Below are 25,191 nucleotides of genomic sequence, written 5' to 3' on the forward strand. Positions count from 1 at the left end.
CCCCGCCTGAATTAATGGCGCAACCTTACCGTTGCACTTTAAGGGTAACTCAGGCAGCCGTGATATTAAGTGCCTGTTTGCCTTTGGGCCCCTGGATAATTTCGAAGGCCACTTTCTGGCCTTCTTTCAGGGTTTTAAAACCATTCATCTGGATGGACGAAAAGTGGGCGAACAGATCTTCACCGCCGTCGTCGGGCGTAATGAAGCCGAACCCCTTTGCATCGTTGAACCATTTGACGGTGCCCGTCGATTTGGGATTGTCCCCTTGGACGGCGGTTGCGGTCGTATCAGACATGCGGCCTGCCTCATTGAATCGTATGTTGACAGAAGGGCATCGCGGTCAAGACCCCTGTCCCCCCTCCGGCTTCCTGGCAGATTTTCGATGAGTTGAAAACCCCAGAATGCGCTGATAATGCGCTGCTTTTCTTCGTGTCGTCAAGTATGGAAACTACGTATTTCTGCGTGTAATTTTGCGTAAGTTACACGTTAGGCGTCCCCAGTTTAAATAGAATAGCCGCCCTATGAGTTCTACCTTGGATACCCAGCATGATTTGGCCGTCGAGAAGGCACCGGCACGCGCCGCACCGCCTCCGATGTACCAGGTCCTGTTGCTCAATGACGACTACACGCCGATGGAGTTCGTCGTGAAAGTCCTGCAAAAATTCTTCAATAAGAACCACGAAGAGGCAACGCGGATCATGCTTCAGGTGCATCACGAAGGGCGTGGGGTTTGCGGGGTGTATCCCCGTGACCTCGCGGCGACGCGCATTGCCCAGGTCGGGCAGTATGCGCGGGCGCGTCAGCACCCGCTGCAGTGTGTGATGGAACCGGTCTAATAACCAAGAGAAGACGCCGCCAGCGATGGCGGCGTTGTGCTGTCCGTCATTTGCAGGAAAGTAGTATCCGCGTACCGGGAAGCACGCGGACAAGTTGGTCGGCAGCTCCGCCGCAAAGGAGCATTGAATTTGAGTAAGGCGGAGGGGTTTGCCGTGAGTGGAAAGATCAGCAAGACATGGCTGGCGGTAGCCGGCGTTGTGGTTTTGGCAGGGGCCATCGGCGCGGGCTGGTGGATGGGCAAGGACCGCCAAGCGGCCACGCCTTCCCCCGTACCCGCCGCAACCTCTCCGGCGGCGAATACGCCAGCTGCGGCTTCCGGCGACGGCAAACCGGCGCTGCCGGCCAGCGCGGTGGTCGGGGCGGCTGACCCCTTCGCGGCGCTGACCTGCCAGCCGCGTCAATATAACGACACGCTGTCGCTCTCCGTCACGTTCACGCAACCCGTGGACGGCAAGGCAAACCTGGATAGCTTCCTCCAGGTGACCGACATCGGCTCCACGTCCGGCAAGGACGACCAGGACAGCGAATCCGCCGCGTCCCCGAACGACCAGCCGGCTTCCGTGAAGCCGGGCGACGCCGCGCCCAAGGGCAAGATCGTCAAGGGCAACTGGGTCGTGGGCGAGAATCCGCGGATGGTGTATTTCCCGTACATCCAGCCGCAGCGCAAGTATGCAATCACGGTGCGTTCGGGTCTGCCCGGCGTGGGCGACAAGGTCGTGCTGGCCGAATCGTCGAACTGCGAGGTCGATACCCAGGCCATGCCGCCGTCGTTCTACTTCGCCAGCCGCGGGGTCGTGCTGCCGGCCGGTCAGAATGGCGGCCTGCCCGTGGCGACGGTCAATGTGTCCGAAGTGGACGTGCAGTTCCTGCGCGTGGCCCCGGACCGTGTGCCGGAGCTGTTCGAAACCGTCCTGGGCATCGGCCGCAACACCGCTGCCGAGTCCAACGATGAAGAAGGCGGCTACGACGAAGAAGACGGTTGGCGCTATTCGGACAACCGCAGCCTGAAGGGCTCGGTCAGCAACTGGGACCTGGACCGCCTGAATTCGCTGACGACCAGCGTCTATCAAGGCCGTTTCCTCACTGACGACAAGCCCAACCGCCGCCATGTGACGTTCCTGCCTGTCGAAGGCGTGAAGGAACTGCAAGAGCCCGGCATCTACATCGCGGTCATGAGCCAGCCCGGCCGTTTCCGCTACGAATACCAGGTCACGTATTTCTACGTGAGCGACATCGGCCTGCATGCGCGCCGCTACAGCGACCGCATCGAAGCCTATTCCGTGTCGTTGAAGACGGGCCAGGCCATTTCGGGCGCCACGTTTGAATTGGTGGACGGCGCCGGCAAGTCGCTGGCCAAGGCCGCCGCCGATTCGCAGGGCCATGTCCGTTTCGAAGGCAGCTTCACGAATGCGCGCGTCATTCGCGCATCGCGCGACAAGGAAATGACCGTTCTGGCGCTGGCCGAGCCCGCGCTGGACTTGTCGGAATTCGACACGGGCGGCCATACCTCGCGCCCGAACAACCTGTTCGTCTACGCGGGCCGCAATCTGTACCGCCCCGGCGAAACGTTCAACGTGTCGGTGCTGCCGCGCGACCTGGACGGCCGCGTGCTGACCCCGGCGCCGCTCACTGCTACGATCAAGCGTCCTGACGGCCGCGTGGTGCAGACCACCTTGTGGCAGCCCAAGAAAGATCTGGTGGGTTACGTCGAGCGTTCGATCGAGCTGCCGCTGGATGCGCAGACCGGTTCGTGGCTGCTCGAGCTGAGGGTGGATCCCGCTTCGCGCGCGCCGGACGCGTCGTGGAAGTTCCAGGTCGAGGAATTCCTGCCCGAGCGCATGAAGATGGCGCTGACCTCTGAACAGGAAGTGCTGTCGGTCGGCGACGACCTGACCGTCGACGTGCAGGGCGACTACCTGTATGGGGCGCCGGCCGCCGGCAATCGGCTGCTGTCGACCTTCCAGGTCAAGCGCGACCGCTTTGCGTTGGCCCAGCAATGGCCGGGCTTCATTTTCGGTGACGTGGCTGACGATTCGCGCCGCTCGTTCGGCGAACTGCCGGAAGCGGCGCTGGACGACAAGGGCTATGCGCAGCTGGAAGTCCCCTCCAGCACCGCCGGCACGCATTCGCCCATGAAGCTGCGGGTATCGGCCAGCCTGCTGGAATCCGGCGGCCGTCCGGTGGTGCGTTCCATCGAACGCAGCGTCTGGCCCGCCGACAAGCTGATCGGCGTGCGTCCGCAATTCGACAGTGACGTGGCCCGCGAAGGCGCGCCCGCCACGTTTGAAGTGATCCGCGCAAACGCGCAAGGCAAGCTCGAACCGCTGGCCCAGGCCCAGATGCGCCTGTTCCGCGAAGAGCGGCAGTACTACTGGCGTTTCGATGACCAGCGCGGCTGGAACAGCGGCTATACCGAAACCGACGAACTGCTCGATTCGCGCGAGATCGCGCTGACCGACCGCACCCAACTGACCGTGCCGGTCAAGTGGGGCCGTTATCGCCTGGAACTGACCGACCCGGAAACGGGCGAGACGATGCGTTACCGCTTCTATGCGGGCTGGAACGCGCAGGACGCCGATGCGATGGGCAACCGTCCGGACCGCGTCCAGATGAAGCTTGAAGGCGTGCCGGCCAAGCCGGGCGACACCGTCAAAGTGACGCTGACCCCGCCGCATGACGGCCAGGCCCTGGTGACGGTCGAAGGCGACCGCATGCTGTGGTCCACGTGGGTTGCCGTGAAGGCGACGGGCACCCAAGTCGAAATCCCCATCAGCAAGGACTGGAAGCGTCACGATCTGTACGTGGCTGCCGCCGTATTCCGTCCGGGCAGCGAAGGCGACCGCGTGACCCCGGCGCGTGCGCTGGGCCTGGCGTTCCTGCCGATCGCCAGCGCCGACCGCAAGCTGGACGTCAAGCTGACCGCGCCGCCCAAGGCCGTGCCGGAAAACAAGACGACCGTGCGCGTCAAGGTGGACGGCGCCCAGGGCAAGCAGGCCACGGTGACCCTGTCGGCCGTGGACGTCGGGATCCTGAACATCAACCAATACGCCACGCCCGATCCGCTGGACTTCTTCTTCGGCAAGCACCGTTACGCGCCCGAATTGCTGGACATGTACGGCAAGCTGATCGAAAAGATGGACGGCACCAAGGGCAAGCTGAAGTGGGGCGGTGACGCCGCCATGCGCGGCGACAGCAAGAGCCTGCCGAAGAAGGTCAAGCTGGTCGACCTGTTCTCGGGCCCGGTAACGCTGAACGCGCAAGGCGAAGCGGACATTCCGCTGGACCTGCCTGATTTCAACGGCACGCTGCGTCTGATGGCCGTGGCCTTCACGGCCGACAACTACGGCAGCACCGACACCGAAATGGTGGTGGCGGCGCCGATCGTGGCTGAACTGAACACCCCGCGTTTCATCACCCCGGGCGACCAGGCGGCGATTGCGCTGGACGTGACCAACCTGAGCGGCGCCGAACAGAAGATCACGGTCAAGCTGGAAGCGCTGGACCCCCTGGCGATTCCGGATGGCGTGCGCACGTTGACGCTGAAGGATAAGCAACGCACGACCCTGCGCTTTAACGCTACCACCACCGGCTCGTACGGTTTGGGCCTGATGCGCCTGACCGTCGACGGCCAGGGGGGCGGCAAGCCGGTGCACATCGTGCGCGAATCCGTCTTGCAGGTGCAGCCGGCCTATGCGGGCGAACGCCAGGTGCGCCGCCTGCGCCTGAACCCGGGCGAGTCGAACACGCCGCAGGCGTCGTGGGTGTCTTCGTACTATCCGGATTCGGCCTTGATCAGCATGACGGTGTCGAACCGTCCGCCGTTCAACGTCAACCGCCTGGTCGAAGGCCTGCTTGCCTATCCGTACGGCTGCACCGAGCAGACCATCAGCCGTGCCTTGCCGTGGGTGCTGATCGACGAAGACGTCGCCAAGCAGTTCGGCCTGAAGCCGCGCTCGCAGACGGAGCGCGCCACCCAGGTCTCGGGCGCGATCGCCCGCCTGTCGGGCATGCGCAACGCCGTGGGTTCCTACAACCTGTGGAGCGGTTCGACATCCCGCGACGTCTGGCTGACGGCTTATGCCGTGGGCTTCCTGCAAGATGCACGCGACAAGGGCTTCGAAGTGCCGGAAGCCACGTTGGACCGTTCGCGCCAGTGGCTGCTGGAGCAAGTGCAGCAGACGTCGAACAGCTTCGGCACCTGGTCCGTGAACTTGCGCCGCAACGTCGAGGCAGGCCGCATCGATGGCAATGACGCCAACATCCTGCGTGAAGACCATCGCCGTTTCGCCGGCCTGGCGACTGCAGTGCTGGCGTTGGCCCGCGACAAGAAGGCGCCGTTGTCGACGGTCCGCCAGCTGTTCGACAACTACCAGGAGCGCGCGCGTTCGCCGCTGCCGCTGATCCAGCTGGCCGCCGCATTCAAGCTGATGGGCGACGAAGGGCGCATGAAGTCCGCGCTGGACGCCGCCATGACGCGCGAGTACGGTTTCCCGCGCCGCAACTACAACGCCTATTACGACGAATGGCTGGGCGACTATGGCAGCAGCGTGCGTGATTACTCGCTGGCGTATGCGCTGGCCAACCAGTACGGCTTGAAGCACGAGCGCCTGGAAAACCTGCTGACGCAGTTGACCGCCCGCCTGGGCAACCGCTCGTACCTGTCGACGCAGGAACGGATGTCGCTGTTGCTGGCCGCGCGTGCGATCGGCGGCGACAAGGGCACCCCGTGGGAAGCTTCGCTGACGGTCAACGGCGCGCACAAGCCGCTGGATGGCGGCAAGAGCGACCAGACGGTGGCGCTGTCGGCCGCCGACCTGGCCAATACGCAGCTGGTCAACACCGGTTCGCAATCGCTGTTTGTGGAGTACGACATCCAGGGCAGCCCGACGGTTGCGCCCAAGCCGCGCAATGACGTGATCCAGTTGAAGCGCGGCTGGTACCGCCCGGACGGCAAGCCGTGGGATGGCGGCACGCTGCAGACCGGTGACATGCTGGTGGTGTGGCTGCAGGCATCGGCCAACCAGAGCATCCCCGATGCCCTGATCGAGGACCGCGTGCCCGCGGGCTTCGAAGTCGAGAACCTGAACCTGTCGCAAAGCCCCGAGATGCAGGAATGGACGATTGGCGGACGCCGCGTGGCCGAAGCCATGTCCGATTCCAACATCAAGCATCGCGAGTTCCGCGACGACCGTTACGTGGCCGCCGTGTCTCTCGGCCGCGGCAAGGTGGACGTGTTCTATCTGGTGCGCGTCGTGACGCCGGGCCGCTTCGCGGTGCCGTCGACGGTGGCCGAGGATATGTACCGTCCGGAAATCCGTGGCGTGGGTGAGCAGTGGAGCACGGTCGACATCCGCGATCGCGGCGCCAAGCGTCCTTGACCGCCGCCGCCACCCCAGCGACGGGCGCCCAGCGCGCCCGTCGCTGGCGGCGGCGCGGCATCATCGCGGCCAGCGTGTTGTTTGCGCTGGCCGCGTTGTTATTCGTGCTCGACCGCCTGTATCCGCTTCCCGCCATCGACTCCGGCGGGGCGGCGGTTGTCGTCGCCGCCGACGGCACGCCGCTGCGCAACTACCCCAGCCGCGACGGCATCTGGCGTTATCCGGTCAAGCCGGATCAGGTGTCGCCCAGCTATCTGGATACCTTGCTGACCTATGAGGACCGCTGGTTCTACTGGCACCCCGGGGTGAACCCGGTCGCGCTGGCGCGCGCGGGCTGGCAATGGGCCACCAACCGTCGCATCGTGTCGGGCGGGTCCACGTTGACCATGCAGGTCGCACGCCTGATCGATCCGCAACTGGCAGGCAAGCCGTCGCGGTCGATGTCCGCGAAATTGCGCCAGGCGTGGCGCGCCGTGCAGTTGGAAATGCACTACAGCAAGGACGAAATCCTGTCCTTGTATCTGACGCACGCGCCAATGGGCGGCATTGTGGAAGGCGTGGAAATGGGGTCGCGCCTGTGGTTGGGCAAGCCTGCCCGCGACCTGAGCCCGGCCGAAGCCGCCATGCTGACCGCCTTGCCCCAGGCGCCGTCGCGCCTGCGCCCAGACCGCCATCCCGAGGCGGCGCAGACGGCCCGCGACAAGGTGCTGGACCGCATGGCCGAACTGGGCCGGTGGACGCCGGCGGAAGTCGCCGACGCCAAGATCGAAACCGTGATCGCGCCGCCGTTGCGGGCGCGCTGGCTGGCGCCGCTGGCCGCCCAGCGCCTGTTGCAGGAAGCGGGCGGCAAGTCCGCCAAGCGCCGGCCGGGCGAGCGCCCGCCTCTGGTTGCTTCCACGCTGGACGCCGACATGCAGGCCGCGGTGGAACGCATGTTGCTGGACCGCGTCGACGGCCTGCCGCCCAAGGTGTCGATGGCGGTGCTGGTCATGGACAACGATACGCTTGAGGTCAAGGCCTACGCCGGATCCGCCGATTTTTCCGACGATACCCGTTACGCCCATGTGGATATGGTGCGCGGCGTGCGTTCGCCGGGTTCTACTCTGAAGCCGTTTTTGTATGCGCAGGCGCTGGATGAAGGCCTGATCCATTCCGAAAGCCTGCTGATCGACGCGCCGATGTCGTTCGGCGGCTACGCGCCGGGTAATTTCCAGGCGGCGTTTTCCGGGCCGATCAGCGTGTCGCAGGCGCTGCAGCGGTCGTTGAACGTGCCGGCCGTGGACCTGCTGGACCGCGTCGGCCCCGTCAGTTTCGCCTCGGTTATGCTGGCTGGCGGGGTCCGGTTACGTTTGCCGGCCGGTGCCGAACCGAATTTGAGCTTGATTTTGGGCGGGGGTGGCACCACATTGGAAGAACTGGTCGGCGCTTATCGGGCGTTGGCCCGGGGCGGGATCTCCGGCCGGCCGCGTTTGGGCGCGGAGCAGCCGCGGATCGAGTCCCGTATGATGAGTGCTGGAGCCGCCTGGATCGTCCGCGATATTCTGGAAGGCGGCGGGCATCCCGACCGGCCTTTCTACCAGTCGGGCAGCCCGGCCCGGCGGCTGGCCTGGAAAACCGGGACCAGCTTCGGTTTTCGGGACGCCTGGGCGATCGGGGTGACCGACAGATGGACGCTTGGCGTCTGGGTCGGCCGGCCGGACGGGACACCGAACCCCGGGTTTTTCGGGGCGAATGTGGCGGCGCCGCTACTGCAGGACATTGTGCAGGCGTTGCCGGAAGGGGTGCAGCAGGTGCGTAGCCGGCCCGAAACGGTGCAGGCGGCAGTTACGTGCTGGCCCTTGGGTTACAGACTGGGCAGCGTGCCCTCGGGGGAATGCCCCGAACAGCGCGCGGCCTGGCTGCTGAATGATACGGCGCCGCCGTCTTTTGCCGGCTACGCCGACGCCACGCAGGGGCCATTGCGCCTGGGTGGCGTGGCCAAGGGATCGGTGCTGCGGCCCGTGCCCGGAAGTCGGCAGGTGGCGCTGGATGTGGATGTGCAGGGCGCTGAAGGCGAAGTATGGTGGATGCTTGATGGGCGCGTGGTGAATCACGGCGCGTCGAGTCATCCGTTTAAATTGGTGCTGGCGCAAGACGGCCGGTATACGCTTACCGTCATGGACACACAAGGCCGTCACGACAGCGTGGTTTTTGAAATCGCTGGCGTTACGCCATGATCGGCATAGAATATGAATCGTGTATTTGACCGCTTCGATGCAATACGGAGGAAGCGTGATTTCTCAAGAGCTTGAAGTCAGCCTGCATATGGCTTTCGTCGAGGCCCGTTCGGCCCGGCACGAATTTATTACCGTCGAGCATCTGCTGTTGGCACTGCTCGATAACGCTTCGGCAGTCGAGGTCCTTCGCGCTTGCGCGGCGAACCTGGACGACTTGCGCCGCAACCTGCGCCAGTTCGTCTCGGAGAACACGCCCGTGATCCCCAGCGGCGCCGAGGTCGACACGCAGCCGACGCTGGGCTTCCAGCGCGTGATCCAGCGCGCGATCATGCATGTTTCCGCAGGCGGCACCGGCAAGAAGCCGGTCACCGGCGCAAACGTGCTGGTGGCCATTTTCGGCGAAAAGGATTCCCACGCTGTGTATTACCTGCAACAGCAGGGCGTCACACGGCTGGATGTGGTCAATTTCCTGTCGCATGGCATTACCAAACAGCCCCAGGTGGAGTCCGCCGCCGTGCAGAAAGAGCAGCAGACCAATGGTGAAGAGCAGGGCGAATCGCGTCAGTCGCCGCTGGATCAGTACGCCACCGACCTGAACGCCGCTGCGCTGGCGGGCCGCATCGATCCCCTGATCGGACGCGAGCACGAAGTCGAGCGCGTGATCCAGGTGTTGTGCCGCCGCCGCAAGAACAACCCGCTGCTGGTCGGCGAGGCCGGCGTGGGCAAGACCGCCATCGCCGAAGGCCTGGCCTGGCGCATCACGCGCGGCGAAGTGCCCGAAATCCTGCAGGCCGCCCAGGTCTTTTCGCTGGACATGGGCGCGTTGCTGGCCGGCACCAAGTACCGCGGCGATTTCGAACAGCGTCTGAAGGGCGTGCTCAAGCAGATCCGCGGCAACCCCGATGCGATCCTGTTCATCGACGAAATCCATACGCTGATCGGCGCCGGTTCGGCCTCGGGCGGCACGCTGGACGCGTCCAACCTGTTGAAGCCCGCTTTGTCATCCGGGCAGCTCAAGTGCATTGGCGCCACCACGTATACGGAATATCGCGGCGTGTTCGAAAAGGACCACGCGCTGTCGCGCCGGTTCCAGAAGATTGACGTGCCCGAACCCAGCGTCGAGCAGACCGTGCAGATCCTGCGCGGGTTGAAGAGCCGCTTCGAAGAACACCACAGCGTGCGCTATTCGGCTGCCGCCCTGTCGGCCGCCGCCGAGCTGTCCGCGCGCTTCATCAATGACCGTCATCTGCCCGACAAGGCCATCGACGTGATCGACGAGGCCGGCGCCGCACAGCGCCTGCTGCCGCGTTCGCGCCAGAAGAAGGTGATCGGCAAGGTGGACATCGAGAACATCGTCTCCAAGATCGCCCGTATTCCGCCGCAATCCGTCTCCAACGACGACCGCAGCAAGCTGGCGACGCTGGACCGCGACCTGAAGACGGTCGTGTTCGGCCAGGACGGCGCCATCGATGCGCTGGCTGCCGCCATCAAGATGGCGCGCTCGGGCCTGGGCAAACCGGAAAAGCCGATCGGCGCATTCCTGCTGTCGGGTCCCACGGGCGTGGGCAAGACCGAAGTGGCACGCCAACTGGCGTTCACGCTGGGTGTCGAGCTGCTGCGTTTCGACATGTCGGAATACATGGAACGCCATGCGGTGTCGCGCCTGATCGGTGCGCCGCCGGGATACGTGGGGTTCGACCAGGGCGGCCTCTTGACCGAAGCCATCACGAAGCAGCCGCATTGCGTGCTGCTGCTGGATGAAATCGAAAAGGCGCATCCGGATGTGTTCAACATCCTGCTGCAGGTCATGGATCACGGCACGCTGACCGACAACAACGGCCGCAAGGCGGACTTCCGCAACGTCATCCTGATCATGACGACGAATGCGGGCGCCGAAACCTTGAATCGCCCGTCGATCGGGTTTGCCAATTCGCGGATGCTGGGCGACGAAATGGCGGAAATTCGCCGCATGTTCACGCCGGAATTCCGCAACCGCCTTGATGCGATCATTCCGTTTGCCGCGTTGGACCGCGAGGTCATCCTGCGCGTGGTGGACAAGTTCCTCATGCAACTGGAAGACCAGCTGCATGAGCGCCGCGTGGAAGCCGTGTTCACCACGAAACTGCGCGAACACCTTGCCAAGGAGGGGTTCGATCCGCTCATGGGCGCACGTCCCATGCAACGTCTCATCCAGGACACCATCCGCCGCGCGCTGGCCGACGAACTGCTGTTCGGCAAGCTGGTCGACGGGGGTTCGGTCACGGTCGACCTGGACGATGCGGGCAAGGTGACGCTGGACTTCGACGACAGCGGCAAGCCGCCTTCGTCGGATGCGCCGGACAAGCAGGAAGTCGAACTGATCGATTGATGACCGCGGACCGCCAGCCGCTGATCGAGTGCGAACATTGCGCAAGCGTTTATCGCCGACATCAGCTTGAACCTGGCGAGACTGCCAATTGCGCCCGCTGCGGAGCCATACTCTGGCGCTACAGCGGGCTTACTTTGTCCAATTGGCTGGCTCTCGCCATCTCTGCCCTGATCATCTTCGGGGTGGCCAACGCCTACCCGGTCGCTTCCATGTCCGTTCAGGGCATGGTGCAGCAGGCGTCGTTGCTGGACGCCATTTCCATCACCTGGCGCCAAGGCCATTGGGTGGTCGCCATCATGACCGGCCTGGCCGGTTTTGCGCTGCCGCTCCTGCAACTGACGGTGCTGCTCTGGGTGCTGGGCCCCTTGTCGCAAGGGCGCGAGCCCGCGGGATTCCGTGGCGCAATGCGTCTGCTGGGCGTGCTGCGGCCCTGGTGCATGGTGCCCGTGTTCCTGTTGGGCGTGCTGGTGGCGGTGGTGAAGCTGGCCGGCATGGCCGCGGTGTCGCCCGGCATCGGGCTGGGCGCCTTCGGCGTGCTGACCATTTTCCTGACGATGCTGGGGCGCCTGTCGCCGCATGTGCTGTGGCGTTTCGCGGAATCCGCGGGCGTCGCACCCGTCCATATCCCCGAAAGCAGCCCTGATACGGTGCTGGCCGGCTGCCATGTGTGCGGGCAGGTCCAGGCCCTGCCGCGCGACGCGGACCCCGAAGAAGAACACCATTGCGTGCGCTGCGAAGCCGTCGTGCATTACCGCAAGCCGGACCACCTGGCCCGCACCTGGGCGCTGTTGCTGGCGGCGGTCGTCTTCTACATTCCCGCCAACGTGCTGCCCGTCATGCAGGTCAGTTCCGTGCTGGGCGACAGCGCCCACACCATCCTGGGCGGCGTGGTCGAGCTCTGGCAGATGGGGTCCTGGGACATCGCGCTGATCGTCTTCATCGCCAGCGTGGCCGTGCCGCTGACCAAGCTGCTGGCGCTGATCCTGCTGCTGCTGACCGAGCAATGGCGCAGCACCACCAACCTGCGGCCGCGTACCCGCCTGTATCAAATGGTCGAGTTCATTGGCCAATGGTCGATGCTTGACGTTTTTGTCGTTATATTGCTGGCGGCGCTGGCTGATTTTCAGGGACTGATGGAAATCAGCGCCGGCGCGGGCGCCGCGGCCTTTGGCGTGGTGGTGATCCTGACCATGCTGGCGGCCATGAGCTTCGATCTGCGGCGCAGTTGGGATCTGGCAGGCGAAAGCGAGATCGATATGCCTGAGGTCGAGGGCCGGACCCGCCCCGAGCAAGCGCCGCAGTCCGCGCCGTCGCCCGTGGCGCCTGTAACAAGCAAGGAAGTGGGCTAGCAACACCCGTGGTTCGCCACACGAGAAGAAAAAAGGAAAATTGATGTCCGACCAAGCTCCTGGATCCGGTGACGAAAAGAAGTACCAATCGCCGACCATCTCGCGCAAGCAAAAGAGCCGGATTTCATGGATCTGGCTGGTGCCGATCGTCGCGGCGCTGATGGGCATATCGCTGGTCGTGCGCACGTGGATGCAGGCCGGCCCGGACATCTCCATTTCATTCAATACGGCCGAAGGGCTGGAAGTGGGCAAGACCCAGCTGCGCTACAAGGACGTGAACATCGGCACGGTGAAGTCCATCGGCTTTAACAGCGACCGCAGCAAGGTGGTCGTGCAGGCGGAGCTGGCCAAGGAAGTGGCGGACCTGGCCCGCGAAGGGACCAATTTCTGGGTGGTCCGGCCGCGGCTGGATGTCAGCGGGGTGTCCGGCCTGGGCACATTGTTGTCCGGCGCCTACATTGGCGTGGACGCGGTCGAGGGCAAGAACGGATCCACCAGCAAGGCCACCAAGCTCAGTTTCGAAGGGCTGGAGATTCCGCCAGCGGTCACGCATGATCGTGCCGGCAAGCGCTTCATGCTCAAGGCCTCGGATCTGGGTTCGCTGGACATCGGGTCACCCGTCTACTTCCGCCGCATCAATGTTGGCCGCGTGATCGGCTATGCGCTGGACAAGACGGGCGGCGCCGTGAATGTCGAAGTGTTCGTGGATGCGCCCAACGACAAGTTCGTGACCAACGGCACGCGCTTCTGGAATGCCAGCGGCGTGGACTTCAGCGTGAACGCGGACGGCCTGAAGGTGCGCACGCAGTCGCTGGTGTCCATGGCGGTGGGCGGCGTGGCGTTCGAGCCCGTCCAGAGTGCGCGCGACGGCGCCTCGCCGGCACCTGCCGATGCCCATTTCGACCTGTATCCCACCGAGTCGGCCGCCAAGGCCAACCCGGACGGCGAGGCTTTCCCGATCCGCATGCGCTTTGACCAATCGATCCGCGGTTTGGCGGTGGGCGCGCCGATCGACTTCAGCGGCATCACGCTGGGCAACGTCACGCAGATCAACCTGGACTTCGATCCGGTCTCCAAGCGCTTCTATTCGCTGGTGGACGCGACGCTGTATCCGGAACGCCTGGGCCGGGTGTACGAAGAAGTGCGCGACCGGGCAGTGAAGGACGGCGACGCGGCTGGCAACCGCCTGCTGGGCGTGATGATCAAGCACGGCCTGCGCGCACAGTTGCGCACGTCGAACCTGCTGACGGGCCAGCTGTATGTGGTGCTGGATGATTTCCCGAATGCCAAGCCGGTGGATTTCAAGCCGTCCGACCCGGCGATCATCCCGACCATCCCGGGCAACCTGGATCAGTTGCAGCAGCAGGTCAGCAATATCGTCGCCAAGATCGAGAAGATTCCGTTCGACAAGATTGGCGAAGACCTGCGGACTACGCTGGCCAGCACGTCCAAGCTGATGAACCGCCTGGACAAGCAGGTGGCGCCGGAAGCGCAGAGCATGCTGAAGCAGGCCAAGGAGTCCATGGCGAACATCAATGCCATGCTGGCCTCGGACGCGTCCCTGCCGGTCAATACCGAAAAGGCGATGCAGGAGCTGAGCCGCGCGGCGCGTTCCCTGCGCGCACTGGCCGATTTCCTGCAATCGAACCCCGAAGCCTTGCTGCGTGGCCGCGGCAATGATCCGATTCCCGGCGCTGGCCCTGTCAGGAACTGAAGAACATGACTATTTCCTCGATGCGTACCGTCCTGTCCCTGCTGGTTGCGGGCGCTGCCCTGGCGGGCTGCGGCTCGTCGCCACCGGTGCACTACTACACGCTGCAAGGGCCGGCGGCCCCGGCGTCGGCGGCGGCTGCTCCGGCGGCCTTCCTGATCGAAGTCCAGCCCGTCAGCCTGTCCACTCAGGCCGATCAGCCGCAGTTGATGGTGCGCACCGGCGACGGCAGTGTGTCGGCGTTGTATTCCGAACGCTGGAGTTCGCCGCTGGGCGACGAGCTGCGCGGCGCGCTATCCGATGCGTTGAAGCGGGAGCTGGGCGCGCTGGATGTGCAGATGGTCAAGCCCGGCCCCGGCGCCGCGGTGTGGCGGGTGCAGACCGACGTGCAGCGCTTTGAGCTCGTCTCGGGCAGCATGGCGCAGCTGGATGCCACCTGGCGCGTACGCCCGGTCAACATGAAGGGCACGGGCCTGATTTGCCGCAGCGTGGTCACGGAAAACGTTTCGGAAGCCGGCGTGCCGGCGTTGATCACCGCCCAGCAGCGCGCGGTGGTCAGCCTGGCTGGCGCCATGGCCTCGGCCATGCGTGGGCAGACCCCGGCAGGCTCGGGTTCGGTGCAAATGCTGGGTTGCTCAGCCCTGAAGGACTGAGAAAGCCGCGTGATCTCAAGTGGTTAACCTAGGGTTAACCTTAATACAAACACGGTTGCAACCTGTCTAGCATACGGTCCTACCCATGCTGGATTCCTTTCGGATCCAGTATTACCTTTGCCATGCGACAGGAAGCAATCTCTTATGGCCAGCACGACCCTTGGCGTCAAAGTCGATGACGCACTACGCGACCGCCTGAAGGCAGCCGCGCACAAGCTCAATTGCACGCCGCATTGGCTGCACAAGCAGGCAATCCTTGCCTACCTGGACAAGATCGAGCGCGGCCATCTGCCTGCCGAAATGTCGCATCTGGGCATCGATGCCGGCACGGAAGACGACGCCGGCGATACCCAGTCGGCGCCCACGCCGCCGTTCTACGAGTTTGGCCAGGACGTGCAGCCGCAGTCCGTGCTGCGCGCAGCCATCACCGCGGCCTATCGCCGCCCCGAGCCGGAGTGCGTGCCGCTGCTGCTGGGCCAGGCCCGCATGCCGAACCTGGAAAAGGTGCATGCGATGGCGTCCGACCTCGTCAAGAAGCTGCGTGGCAAGCGCAAGGGCGGCGGCGTCGAAGGGTTGATCCAGGAATTTTCGCTGTCCAGCCAGGAAGGCGTGGCGCTGATGTGCCTGGCCGAAGCGCTGCTGCGCATTCCCGACCGCGCCACGCGCGACGCGCTGATCCGCGACAAGGTCGCCCGCGGCGACTGGAAGTCCCACATGGGCGGTTCGCAGTCGCTATTCGTCAACGCCGCGACCTGGGGCCTGATGATCACCGGCAAGCTGGTGGCCGTGAGCAGCGAGCAATCGCTGTCCAAGGCGCTGACCCGCCTGATCGGCAAGGGCGGCGAGCCGCTGGTGCGCAAGGGCGTGAACATGGCCATGCGCATGATGGGCGAGCAGTTCGTGTCGGGCCAGACCATTTCCGAAGCGCTGGCCAACAACCGCAAGATGGAAGCCCGTGGCTTCCGCTATTCCTACGACATGCTGGGCGAAGCCGCGACCACCGCGGAAGACGCCGAACGCTATTACGCTTCGTACGAGCAGGCCATCCACGCCATCGGCAAGGCCGCGGCCGGCCGCGGCATCTATGAAGGCCCGGGCATCTCGATCAAGCTGTCCGCGCTGCACCCGCGCTATTCGCGCAGCCAGCGCGAACGCGTCATCGCGGAACTGCTGCCGCGCGTGAAGGCGCTGACGGCGCTGGCCCGCAGCTACGACATCGGCCTGAACATCGACGCCGAGGAAGCCGATCGCCTGGAGATCTCGCTGGACTTGCTGGAAGCGCTCTGTTTCGCGCCCGAGCTCGACGGCTGGAACGGCATCGGCTTCGTCATCCAGGCCTATCAGAAGCGCGCGCCGTTCGTGATCGACTACGTGATCGACCTGGCCCGCCGCAGCCGCCATCGCGTGATGGTGCGTCTGGTCAAGGGTGCATACTGGGACAGCGAGATCAAGCGCGCCCAGGTGGACGGCCTGGAAGGCTATCCCGTCTATACCCGCAAGCTGTACACCGACGTGGCCTACCTGGCGTGCGCCCGCAAGCTGCTGGGCGCGCCCGAAGCCGTGTATCCGCAGTTCGCTACGCACAACGCCTACACGCTGGCGGCCATCTATCAGTTGGCTGGCCAGAACTACTATCCCGGCCAGTACGAGTTCCAGTGCCTGCACGGCATGGGTGAACCGTTGTACGACGAAGTGGTGGGCCCGCTGGCCCAGGGCAAGCTGAACCGTCCGTGCCGCATCTATGCACCGGTCGGCACGCACGAAACGCTGCTGGCCTACCTGGTGCGCCGCCTGCTGGAAAACGGCGCCAACACTTCGTTCGTGAATCTGATCGGCGACGACAGCATTCCGGTGGAAACGCTGGTCGCCGATCCGGTCGAAGCCGCCTCGCGCATCGTGCCGCTGGGCGCGCCGCACGAGAAGATCGCGCTGCCGCGTGAACTCTATGGCAATCCGCAGCAGGGCGCCCGCGCCAACTCGGCGGGCCTGGATCTGACGAACGAACACCGGCTGGGGTCGCTGTCCGCCGCATTGCTGGCCAGCGCCGGCACGCCGTGGCGTGCGGGTCCGATGCTGGGCGAGGGCGCAGAGGCCTGGGATGCGGCGCGCGCCATCGAAGTGCGCAACCCCGCCAACCTGCGCGACATCGTGGGCCATGTGATCGAAGCGCAAGCCGACGAGGCCGACACCGCCTTGCGCGCGGCCGCCAACACGGCCCCCATCTGGCAGTCGACGCCGGTGGCGGAGCGGGCGCAGTGCCTGCGCCGCGCGGCGCAATTGCTGGAAGAGCAGATGCAGACCCTGTTGGGCTTGATCGTGCGCGAAGCCGGCAAGTCGCTGCCTAACGCCATCGCCGAAGTACGCGAAGCCGTGGACTTCCTGCGCTACTACGCCGACCAGGCCGAACAGGAATTCAGCAACGACACGCACCGCCCGCTGGGCACCGTGCTGTGCATCAGCCCCTGGAACTTTCCGCTGGCCATCTTCACGGGTCAGGTCGCGGCGGCCCTGGCCGCTGGCAATACCGTGGTGGCCAAGCCTGCGGAGCAGACACCGTTGATCGCCGCGCAAGCGGTGGCCATCCTGCGCGCGGCCGGCGTGCCTGCCGGCGCCGTGCAACTGCTGCCGGGCCGCGGCGAGACCGTGGGCGCCCAGTTGGTCGCCAGCCCCGCCGTGCGCGGCGTGATGTTCACGGGCTCGACCGACGTGGCGCGCATCATCGCGCGCACGCTGGCCGATCGCCTGGACGATAACGGCCACACCATTCCGCTGATCGCTGAAACCGGCGGCCAGAACGCGATGGTGGTGGATTCGTCGGCGCTGTCCGAGCAAGTGGTGTTCGACGTGCTGAGCTCGGCTTTCGACTCGGCCGGCCAGCGCTGCTCGGCGCTGCGCGTGCTGTGCGTACAGGAAGACAACGCCGACCACGTGCTGACGATGCTGCGCGGCGCGATGCGCGAGCTGAGCGTGGGCAATCCGGATCGCCTGTCTGTGGACGTGGGTCCGGTCATCGATACCGACGCGCGCAACGGCATCCAGCGGCACATCGAGACGATGCGTACCGCAGGCCATCGCGTGGACCAGGTTGAACTGAACGGCGAATGCCGCCATGGCACCTTCGTGGCGCCCACCATCATCGAAATCGACCACATCAGCGAACTGACGCGCGAAGTGTTCGGCCCGGTGCTGCACGTGGTGCGCTACAAGCGCGATGAGCTGGACGCCTTGCTGGACGCCATCAATGGCACCGGCTACGGCCTGACCTTCGGCGTGCATACCCGTATCGACGAAACGATCGCACACGTCACGGGGCAGGTGCACGCCGGCAACGTCTACGTCAATCGCAATATTGTGGGCGCGGTCGTGGGCGTGCAGCCCTTTGGCGGGGAATGCCTGTCGGGCACTGGTCCCAAGGCGGGCGGTCCGCTGTATATGTACCGTCTGCTGGGCACGCGTCCGGCGGGCTTGCCGCCTGCGCTGGACGCCGCGGCGCCCCTGCCGCAGCGCATGGCCTTGCCCGGCCCCACCGGCGAGACCAATACCTATATGGTCGAACCGCGCGGCGCCGTCTACTGCGTGGCGGCGACCGAGGCCGGCGCACGGGCGCAATGGTCGGTGGCCCGCCTGACGGGCAACCATGCCTGGTTCGCCGACACGCCGGCCGCGCAGGCGCTGCTGGCCACGCTGGATGCCGAACAGCAAGGGCAGGCGGGCATCCTGGCCGACGACGAGGTCGATCAGGCGGACTACCAGGCCGTGCTGTTCGAGGGTGATGGCGACGCGCTGCAGGCGCTGAACCAGCGCATCGCGCAGCGTCCGGGTGCCATCCTGTCGGTGCATGGCCTGACGTCCGACGCCCTGGCGGCCGGCGCCGGCTACGTGCCGGAACGCTTGCTGACCGAGCGCTCCATCAGCGTCAACACCGCCGCGGCAGGCGGCAACGCCAGCCTCATGACGATCGGCTGAAGGTGACCGGACGGTAACTCCCGGACTACCGGGGTGATCGTCCAGTAACCGAGGGTTATCTCCAATATCGGGCAAGGTTGCACTGGAAGCAAAATCCGGTCGCACCTCAAGTCCGGATGTCGCAACCCGGCATCCGGACTTTGCAGAAAATGCATGCGCAGCACCTGGTCACCGCCGGGGCTGCGGTAGTAAAAGAAACCAAAAGCCTGGCTAAAAGCTCAGGTATAACAAGGCAATACGTCCGACACCCCGGAGGATTCCCCATGAAGTTCCGCACCACTTTGAAGCTTCTCGCCGCCAGCATCGCCGCCGTCGGCATGACGGCCGCCGCCCACGCCGCCGACATCAAGCTCGGCTTTGCCGCCCCGCTGACGGGTCCGCAATCGCACTACGGCGAAGACATGCAGAACGGCCTGAACCTGGCCCTGGAAGAAGCGAACAAGAAGGGCATCAAGGTTGATGGCCAGCCGGCCAAATTCGTGCTGGTGTCGCGTGATGACCAGGCCGATCCGCGCGTGGGCGTGCAGGTGGCGCAACAGCTGGTCGACCAGGACGTCGTGGGCATCCTGGGCCACTTCAACTCCGGCACGACGATCCCCGCGTCGCGCGTCTACCATGAGGCCGGTCTGCCCCAGATCGCCATGGCGACCTCGCCCGAATACACCAAGCAGGGCTACGAAACCACGTTCCGCATGATGACCAGCGACACCCAGCAGGGCGCCGCGGTCGGCAAGTTCATGGTGCAGAACCTGAAGGCCAAGAAGGTTGCGATCATCGATGACCGCACCGCCTACGGCCAGGGCTTGGCCGACGAAGTCGAAAAGGCCGTCAAGGCCGCCGGTGGCGAAGTGGTCCGCCGTGAGTACACGACGGACAAGGCCAACGACTTCACCGCCATCCTGACCAACATCAAGGGTTCCGCGCCCGACGCGATCTTCTACGGCGGCCTGGATGCGCAATCCGGCCCGATGAAGCGCCAGTTGGCCACGCTGGGCCTGAAGGCGCCGCTGGTCTCGGGTGAAATGACCCGCAGCGACACGTTCATCAAGCTGGCCGGCGACGCCGCCGACGGCACCTATGCCTCGCTTGCCGGCGTGCCGCTGGACAAGATGGTCGCGGGCAAGGACTTCGAACAGCGCTATCAGGCGCGCTTCAAGAAGGCCCCCGGCGTGTACGCGCCTTACGCCTACGACGGCGCCTGGAACATGATCACCGCGATCGAGCAGGCCGGTTCCGCCAAGCCCGAGAAGTACCTGCCCGTGCTGGCCAAGCTGGACCGCAAGGGCGCCACCAGCGAGCACATTTCCTACGATGCCAAGGGCGATCTGAAGGAAATCTCGGTCACCATCTACGAAGTCAAGAACGGCAAGTGGGAGATGGTTGAAACGATGGTCAGCCAGGCCAACTAAGGCGGGTTGAACCAGGCGGATGCCGGCCGCGCCGGTGTCCGCCCACTTTGTCCGCACGCGCCGCCCGGCGTGTGCGGCGCGCACCCCGCGCCCGGCCCGTGACGGCTCCGGCCGCGCGTCCCGCGCGACTTTTCCAGGCTTATTTCCGCGGCCCCTATGGATATCTTCATTCAACAACTGATTAACGGCGTCACGCTAGGCAGCGTGTACGCCCTGGTCGCCCTTGGCTACACCATGGTGTACGGCATCATCGGGCTGATCAACTTCGCGCATGGCGACGTCGTCATGATCGGCGCCATGGCGGCCACGACGATCGCCATTTCGCTGGTGGGCGGTGATCCCGGCGTGTCCGCCTTCGTGGTGCTGGGCGTGGGCCTGCTGGTGTCCGTGCCGCTGTGCATGGCGGTGGGCTGGACGGCCGAGCGCGTGGCCTACCGGCCGCTGCGCCGGGCACCGCGCCTGGCGGCGCTGATCACGGCGATCGGCGTGTCCATCATCCTGCAGAACGTGGCGATGATGGGCTGGGGCCGCAACTACCTGAACTTCCCGCAGGTGCTGTCGCCGCACGTCTTCGAATTCGCCGGCGCGCGCATGAGCACGCTGCAGATCGCCATCGTGGTGATTGCGGCGCTGATCATGGGCGGCCTGCTGGCCGTGGTGCACAAGACCCGCCTGGGCACGGCGATGCGCGCTACCGCGCAGAACCGTGAAGTGGCGGGCCTGATGGGCGTGAACATCAATACGGTCATTTCGGCCGCGTTCCTGATCGGTTCGGCGCTGGCCGCCGTGGCGGGCATGATGGTCGCGACCTATTACGGCGTGTCTCAATACACGATGGGCTTCATGCTGGGCCTGAAGGCGTTCACGGCCGCCGTGCTGGGCGGCATTGGCAACATGGTGGGCGCGATGGCCGGCGGCTTGCTGCTGGGCATCATCGAATCGCTGGGCGCCGGGTACATCGGCGACCTGACCGGGGGCTTCCTGGGCAGCCATTACCAGGACGTGTTCGCGTTCTTCGTGTTGGTGCTGGTGTTGATCTTCCGTCCGTCCGGCCTGTTGGGCGAACGAGTGGGAGACCGCGCATGAGTTCCTCGTTGAAAGCAAGCGGGCTGTCGACCCGCAACCTGATCGGCATCGCGCTGATCGGCATCGTGCTGGCGGTGCTGCCCTTTGTGATCGGCATGGCCGGGCAAAGCTGGGTGCGCATCCTGAACTTTGCGTTGCTGTACGTGATGCTGTCGCTGGGCCTGAACATCGTGGTGGGCTTTGCCGGCCTGCTGGATCTGGGCTACATCGCGTTCTACGCGGTGGGCGCCTATACCTGGGCCTTGCTGGCCTCGCCGCACTTCGGGCTGCACCTGCCGTTCTGGGCGATCCTGCCGATCGCGCTGGCGGTGGCGTGCCTGTTCGGCGTGCTGCTGGGGGCGCCCACGCTGAAGCTGCGGGGGGACTACCTGGCCATCGTGACCTTGGGCTTCGGGGAAATCATTCGCATCTTCCTGAACAACCTGAACGCCCCGATCAACATCACCAACGGGCCGCAGGGCATCAACCGCATCGACACCTTCAAGGTGGGCGAATTCGCGTTCGGGCGCACGGAAAGCCTCTTCGGCATCCGCTTCACCGGGCCCGAGAAGTACTACTACCTGCTGCTCGCGCTGACGCTCATCATCATCGTGGTGTGCGTGCGCCTGCAGAATTCGCGCATCGGCCGCGCGTGGGAAGCCATTCGTGAAGACGAGATCGCCGCCAAGGCGATGGGCATCAACACCCGCAACATCAAGCTGCTGGCGTTCGCGATGGGCGCTTCGTTCGGCGGCGTGGCGGGCGCGCTGTTCGCGTCGATGCAGGGCTTTGTCAGCCCCGAGAGCTTCTCGCTGATGGAATCGATCTCGATCCTGTGCATGGTGGTGCTGGGCGGCATGGGCCATATCCCGGGCGTGATCCTGGGCGCGTTGATCCTGGCGGCCTTGCCAGAGTTCCTGCGTGCGGTCGTCGAGCCGTTCCAGCACATGGTGTTCGGCGCCGTGATCCTGGACCCCGAAGGCATCCGCATGCTGCTGTTCGGCTTGGCGATGGTGTGCGTCATGCTGTTCCGTCCTGCGGGCCTGTGGCCGTCGGCGGTGCGCAAGCGTGAACTGGCCACCAAGACGCAAGGAGGCGCGGCATGAGCAAACTGCTGCAAGCCCAGGGCCTGGGCAAGCGCTTCGGCGGCCTGCAAGCCTTGTCGGACGTCAGTTTCGATATCGAGCAAGGCGAGATCTATGGCCTGATCGGCCCGAACGGCGCGGGCAAGACCACGCTGTTCAACGTGCTGACCGGCCTGTACATCCCGGAAGAGGGCAGCTGCACCTTCAATGGCGAATCCATGTCGGGCAAGAAGCCGCATGAAGTCGCCTTTGCGGGCCTGGCGCGCACCTTCCAGAACATCCGCCTGTTCGCCAACCTGTCGGCCATCGAGAACGTGATGATCGGGCGCCACATGCGCACCAAGGCGGGCGTGCTGGGCGCCGTGCTGCGCACGCGCGGCACGCGCGCCGAAGAGGCCGCCATCGAGGCGCGGGCGCAAGAGCTGCTGGATTACGTGGGCATCGGCCATCGCGCCAACGACGTCGCGCGTTCGCTGCCTTATGGCGACCAGCGCCGGCTTGAGATCGCGCGCGCCCTGGCGACGGATCCCAAGCTGCTGGCGCTGGACGAACCCGCCGCCGGCATGAACGCGTCGGAAACCGTGGTGCTGCGCAAGCTGGTCGAAAAGATCCGCGGCGACGGCGTCACGGTGCTGCTGATCGAACACGACATGAAGCTCGTCATGGGGCTGTGCGACCGCGTGCTGGTGCTGGAATACGGCAAGGTGCTGGCGATGGGCAAGCCTGCCCAGGTGCAACGCGATCCCAAGGTCATCGAAGCGTATCTGGGCGCCGGCGCGGCGCAGGACCCGCTGATTAACAAAGAGAGCCCGGCAACATGACGGCATCCCAACCCTTATTGGAACTGCGCGGCCTGCAGGTCTCGTACGGCGGCATCCGCGCGGTGCGCGGGATCGATCTGCGCGTGGACGAAGGCGAACTCGTGTGCCTGATCGGCGCCAACGGCGCCGGCAAGAGCACGACGTTGCGCGCCATCTGCGGCCTGGTGCCGCTGGCGGGCGGCGAAGTGGTCTATGGCGGCCAATCGATCGGCGGTCAGAAATCGCATGAACTGGTCCGCAAAGGCCTGGTCATGGTGCCGGAAGGCCGCGGCATCTTCGGCCAGCTGACCATCGAGGAGAACCTGGCGATGGGCGCGTACATCCGCCGGGATGCGGCGCAGGTCCGCCAGGACACCGACCGCGTCTTCACGCTGTTCCCGCGCCTGGCCGAACGCCGCAAGCAAGCGGCGGGCACCTTGTCCGGCGGCGAGCAGCAGATGGTGGCGATGGGCCGCGCGATGATCGCGCGCCCCAAGCTGCTGCTGCTGGACGAGCCGTCGATGGGCTTGGCGCCTTTGATGGTCGAGAAGGTCTTCGAGGTGGTGCGCACCATCGCCAGCGAAGGCGTCACGATCCTGCTGATCGAGCAGAACGCGCGCCTGGCGCTGGAGAACAGCCATCGCGGCTATGTGATGGAGTCGGGTGAGATCATCCTGTCCGGGCCCGCCGGCGACATGCTGCACGATCCCAAGGTGCGCGCGGCCTATCTGGGCGAGTCCGAGTAGGGCGCGGCCGATCTTGGGTGCGGGGCGGCAGGGCTTCGAGCTTGCGGATGTCAAGGTTCTTTAGCCGCCGAGGCTGCCCTGCGCCATTCCGATGCTCGCCCCGGTGGGGCTGCGCTTCGGATGGCTCCGGGGTCCTCGGCTGACGGCGGCCTCATGCGTTGGTTTGGGACCCCGTTCACGGGCAAATGCCGTGAGCCGGTGGTCGGGCGGAGGGATCCGAAGCGCAGCCCCACCGGGGCGAGCATCGGAATCCCGCAGTCCGGACGCCGGCGGCTCAAGAACCCTGCCTCACAAAACCGATCGCCAGCAATGCTGCCAAAACAAAGCGCTAAGCCGGTGCGCGTTCACGGTCCACGGCCATGACCGCGCCGGCCTCGATCAGTGCGTCGATTTCCTGCTGGCCGTAGCCGAACTCTCCCAGGATCGCGATGGTGTCCTCGCCCAGGCGAGGCGCCGCGCGGTGGTATTGCGCGGGCGTGGCCGACAACTTCACCGGCATACCGACGGTGCGTACCTTGCCGGCCACCGGGTGGTCCTGCTCGACCACCATGCCGCGCGCCAGCGTCTGCGGATGCGACAGCGCCTGCGCGATCGAATGCACCGGGCCGGCGGGCACGCCGGCCTCGTCGAAAACGTCCAGCCATTCCTGCGCGCTGCGCGTCTCCAGGATGGCCGACATCTCCGCCACCAGTTCGTCGCGGTTGTTCATGCGATCGCGGTTGCGGGCGTAGCGCGGATCGTCCGCCCACTCCGGCTTGCCCAGCGCTTGCGCGATGCGCTGCCAGTTCTTTTCATTCGCGCCGCCGATGATGATCCAGTCCGTGCCCGTGGGGAATGCCTGGTAGGGCGCGCTCAGTACATGGGCCGAACCGGTGGGGCCGGGGGAGACGCCGCTGCCGAAGTAGATCGCGGCGTGCCAGTACAGTTGCTGCAGGCTGGCTTCCAACAACGAGGTCTCGACGATCTGGCCTTCGCCGGTGCGCTGCTTGTGCTGATACGCGGCCAGCACGCCGAACGCGGCCAGCAGGCCCGCATTGATGTCGGCCACGGAATTGCCGGTGCGCAGCGGCGGGCCGCCAGGTTCGCCGGTAATGGCCATCAGGCCGGAGAAGCCCTGCGCGACCAGGTCGAAGCCGCCCTTGTCGGCGTAGGGGCCGGTGGTGCCGTACCCCGATACGGCGCAATAGATCAGGCCCGGGTTTTCCTGGCGCAGCGTGTCGTAGCCCAGCCCCAGCTTTTCCATCGTGCCCTTGCGGAAGTTCTCGGTGACGACGTCGGCGTCGCGGATCATGCGCAGCAGAACCTTCTTGCCTTCGGGGTGTTTCAAGTCCAGGGCGATGGCGCGCTTGTTGCGGTTGAGCATGAGGTAGGGCGCCGAGATGCCGTTGATCTGCGGGTCGCGATACTGGCGGGAATCGTCGCCGCCATCGATCTTTTCGACCTTGATGACGTCGGCGCCCAGGTCGGCCAGCATCATGCCGCAGGTAGGGCCGGCCATGATCTGCGACAGCTCGATCACGCGCATGCCGGCCAACGCGCCGACGGGCGCATCGGAGGTGGAGGAGGGCGGGCGGCCGGAGCCGCGGGTGTCGTTATGCATGCAGGTTC

Annotated in this window: 15 protein-coding genes; 13 read left to right on the forward strand and 2 right to left on the reverse strand. The window is 65.3% G+C overall.

The window, feature by feature from the left end:
- Positions 1-49 precede the first annotated feature (49 nt).
- Positions 50-295, reverse strand: a complete 246-nt coding sequence (locus CEY09_RS20035) for a cold-shock protein (protein WP_006220277.1) — start codon at positions 293-295, stop codon at positions 50-52.
- A 226-nt stretch (positions 296-521) separates the two neighbouring features.
- On the opposite strand from CEY09_RS20035, the gene clpS reads away from it, so the two are divergent.
- The 13 genes from clpS (at position 522) to CEY09_RS20100 (ending at position 23,583) form a co-directional block, all read left to right on the forward strand.
- Positions 522-836, forward strand: coding sequence for an ATP-dependent Clp protease adapter ClpS (gene clpS / locus CEY09_RS20040; RefSeq protein WP_006220276.1), 315 nt, complete (start codon positions 522-524; stop codon positions 834-836).
- 153 nt (positions 837-989) lie between these two features.
- Positions 990-6,215, forward strand: a complete 5,226-nt coding sequence (locus CEY09_RS20045; RefSeq protein WP_167390119.1) for an alpha-2-macroglobulin family protein — start codon at positions 990-992, stop codon at positions 6,213-6,215.
- Complete coding sequence (pbpC, locus tag CEY09_RS20050) at positions 6,212-8,431, forward strand: penicillin-binding protein 1C (protein WP_088590010.1); 2,220 nt, start codon at positions 6,212-6,214, stop codon at positions 8,429-8,431. Before CEY09_RS20045 ends, pbpC begins: the two co-directional genes overlap by 4 nt.
- A gap of 55 nt (positions 8,432-8,486) precedes the next feature.
- The gene (clpA, locus tag CEY09_RS20055) at positions 8,487-10,799 is read left to right on the forward strand and encodes an ATP-dependent Clp protease ATP-binding subunit ClpA (protein ID WP_006227890.1); all 2,313 of its coding nucleotides are present in this window, start codon (positions 8,487-8,489) and stop codon (positions 10,797-10,799) included.
- On the forward strand, positions 10,799-12,148 hold the full coding sequence (locus CEY09_RS20060; RefSeq protein ID WP_088590011.1) for a paraquat-inducible protein A: 1,350 nt from the start codon (positions 10,799-10,801) through the stop codon (positions 12,146-12,148). Before clpA ends, CEY09_RS20060 begins: the two co-directional genes overlap by 1 nt.
- A 43-nt stretch (positions 12,149-12,191) precedes the next feature.
- Entirely contained in the window at positions 12,192-13,862 is a 1,671-nt protein-coding gene (locus CEY09_RS20065; protein ID WP_088590012.1) for a PqiB family protein, read from the forward strand.
- A gap of 5 nt (positions 13,863-13,867) precedes the next feature.
- On the forward strand, positions 13,868-14,512 hold the full coding sequence (locus CEY09_RS20070; protein ID WP_377785551.1) for a PqiC family protein: 645 nt from the start codon (positions 13,868-13,870) through the stop codon (positions 14,510-14,512).
- A gap of 144 nt (positions 14,513-14,656) precedes the next feature.
- Positions 14,657-18,478 carry a trifunctional transcriptional regulator/proline dehydrogenase/L-glutamate gamma-semialdehyde dehydrogenase gene (putA, locus tag CEY09_RS20075; protein WP_088590014.1) on the forward strand — a complete coding sequence of 1,274 codons (3,822 nt, stop codon included), beginning with the start codon at positions 14,657-14,659 and terminating at the stop codon, positions 18,476-18,478.
- 263 nt (positions 18,479-18,741) lie between these two features.
- Entirely contained in the window at positions 18,742-19,887 is a 1,146-nt protein-coding gene (locus CEY09_RS20080; protein ID WP_088590015.1) for a branched-chain amino acid ABC transporter substrate-binding protein, read from the forward strand.
- A 234-nt stretch (positions 19,888-20,121) separates the two neighbouring features.
- Entirely contained in the window at positions 20,122-20,973 is an 852-nt protein-coding gene (locus CEY09_RS20085; protein WP_390882138.1) for a branched-chain amino acid ABC transporter permease, read from the forward strand.
- Positions 20,970-22,058, forward strand: a complete 1,089-nt coding sequence (locus CEY09_RS20090) for an ABC transporter permease subunit (protein ID WP_088590016.1) — start codon at positions 20,970-20,972, stop codon at positions 22,056-22,058. Before CEY09_RS20085 ends, CEY09_RS20090 begins: the two co-directional genes overlap by 4 nt.
- Entirely contained in the window at positions 22,055-22,858 is an 804-nt protein-coding gene (locus tag CEY09_RS20095; protein WP_006227898.1) for an ABC transporter ATP-binding protein, read from the forward strand. Before CEY09_RS20090 ends, CEY09_RS20095 begins: the two co-directional genes overlap by 4 nt.
- On the forward strand, positions 22,855-23,583 hold the full coding sequence (locus tag CEY09_RS20100) for an ABC transporter ATP-binding protein (protein ID WP_088590017.1): 729 nt from the start codon (positions 22,855-22,857) through the stop codon (positions 23,581-23,583). The genes CEY09_RS20095 and CEY09_RS20100 overlap by 4 nt, the downstream gene beginning before the upstream one ends.
- Before the next feature lie 328 nt (positions 23,584-23,911).
- Here the strand turns inward: CEY09_RS20100 and CEY09_RS20105 are convergent, their stop codons facing one another.
- Complete coding sequence (locus tag CEY09_RS20105; protein WP_088590018.1) at positions 23,912-25,183, reverse strand: CaiB/BaiF CoA transferase family protein; 1,272 nt, start codon at positions 25,181-25,183, stop codon at positions 23,912-23,914.
- Positions 25,184-25,191 lie beyond the last annotated feature (8 nt).

Origin of the sequence: Achromobacter marplatensis (genome assembly GCF_002209535.1) — a bacterium.
In the GTDB taxonomy this organism is placed as follows: Bacteria; Pseudomonadota; Gammaproteobacteria; order Burkholderiales; family Burkholderiaceae_B; genus Achromobacter; species Achromobacter marplatensis.

Excerpts from the sequence above, each read along its gene's own strand:
- CEY09_RS20090 (WP_088590016.1), top strand. The coding sequence starts at position 20,970 with ATGAGTTCCTCGTTGAAAGCAAGCGGGCTGTCGACCCGCAACCTGATC.
- clpS (WP_006220276.1), top strand. The coding sequence starts at position 522 with ATGAGTTCTACCTTGGATACCCAGCATGATTTGGCCGTCGAGAAGGCA.
- CEY09_RS20060 (WP_088590011.1), top strand. The coding sequence starts at position 10,799 with ATGACCGCGGACCGCCAGCCGCTGATCGAGTGCGAACATTGCGCAAGC.
- CEY09_RS20095 (WP_006227898.1), top strand. The coding sequence starts at position 22,055 with ATGAGCAAACTGCTGCAAGCCCAGGGCCTGGGCAAGCGCTTCGGCGGC.
- putA (WP_088590014.1), top strand. The coding sequence starts at position 14,657 with ATGGCCAGCACGACCCTTGGCGTCAAAGTCGATGACGCACTACGCGAC.
- CEY09_RS20065 (WP_088590012.1), top strand. The coding sequence starts at position 12,192 with ATGTCCGACCAAGCTCCTGGATCCGGTGACGAAAAGAAGTACCAATCG.
- CEY09_RS20070 (WP_377785551.1), top strand. The coding sequence starts at position 13,868 with ATGACTATTTCCTCGATGCGTACCGTCCTGTCCCTGCTGGTTGCGGGC.
- CEY09_RS20080 (WP_088590015.1), top strand. The coding sequence starts at position 18,742 with ATGAAGTTCCGCACCACTTTGAAGCTTCTCGCCGCCAGCATCGCCGCC.
- CEY09_RS20100 (WP_088590017.1), top strand. The coding sequence starts at position 22,855 with ATGACGGCATCCCAACCCTTATTGGAACTGCGCGGCCTGCAGGTCTCG.
- CEY09_RS20085 (WP_390882138.1), top strand. The coding sequence starts at position 20,122 with ATGGTGTACGGCATCATCGGGCTGATCAACTTCGCGCATGGCGACGTC.
- CEY09_RS20105 (WP_088590018.1), bottom strand. The coding sequence starts at position 25,183 with ATGCATAACGACACCCGCGGCTCCGGCCGCCCGCCCTCCTCCACCTCC.
- CEY09_RS20035 (WP_006220277.1), bottom strand. The coding sequence starts at position 295 with ATGTCTGATACGACCGCAACCGCCGTCCAAGGGGACAATCCCAAATCG.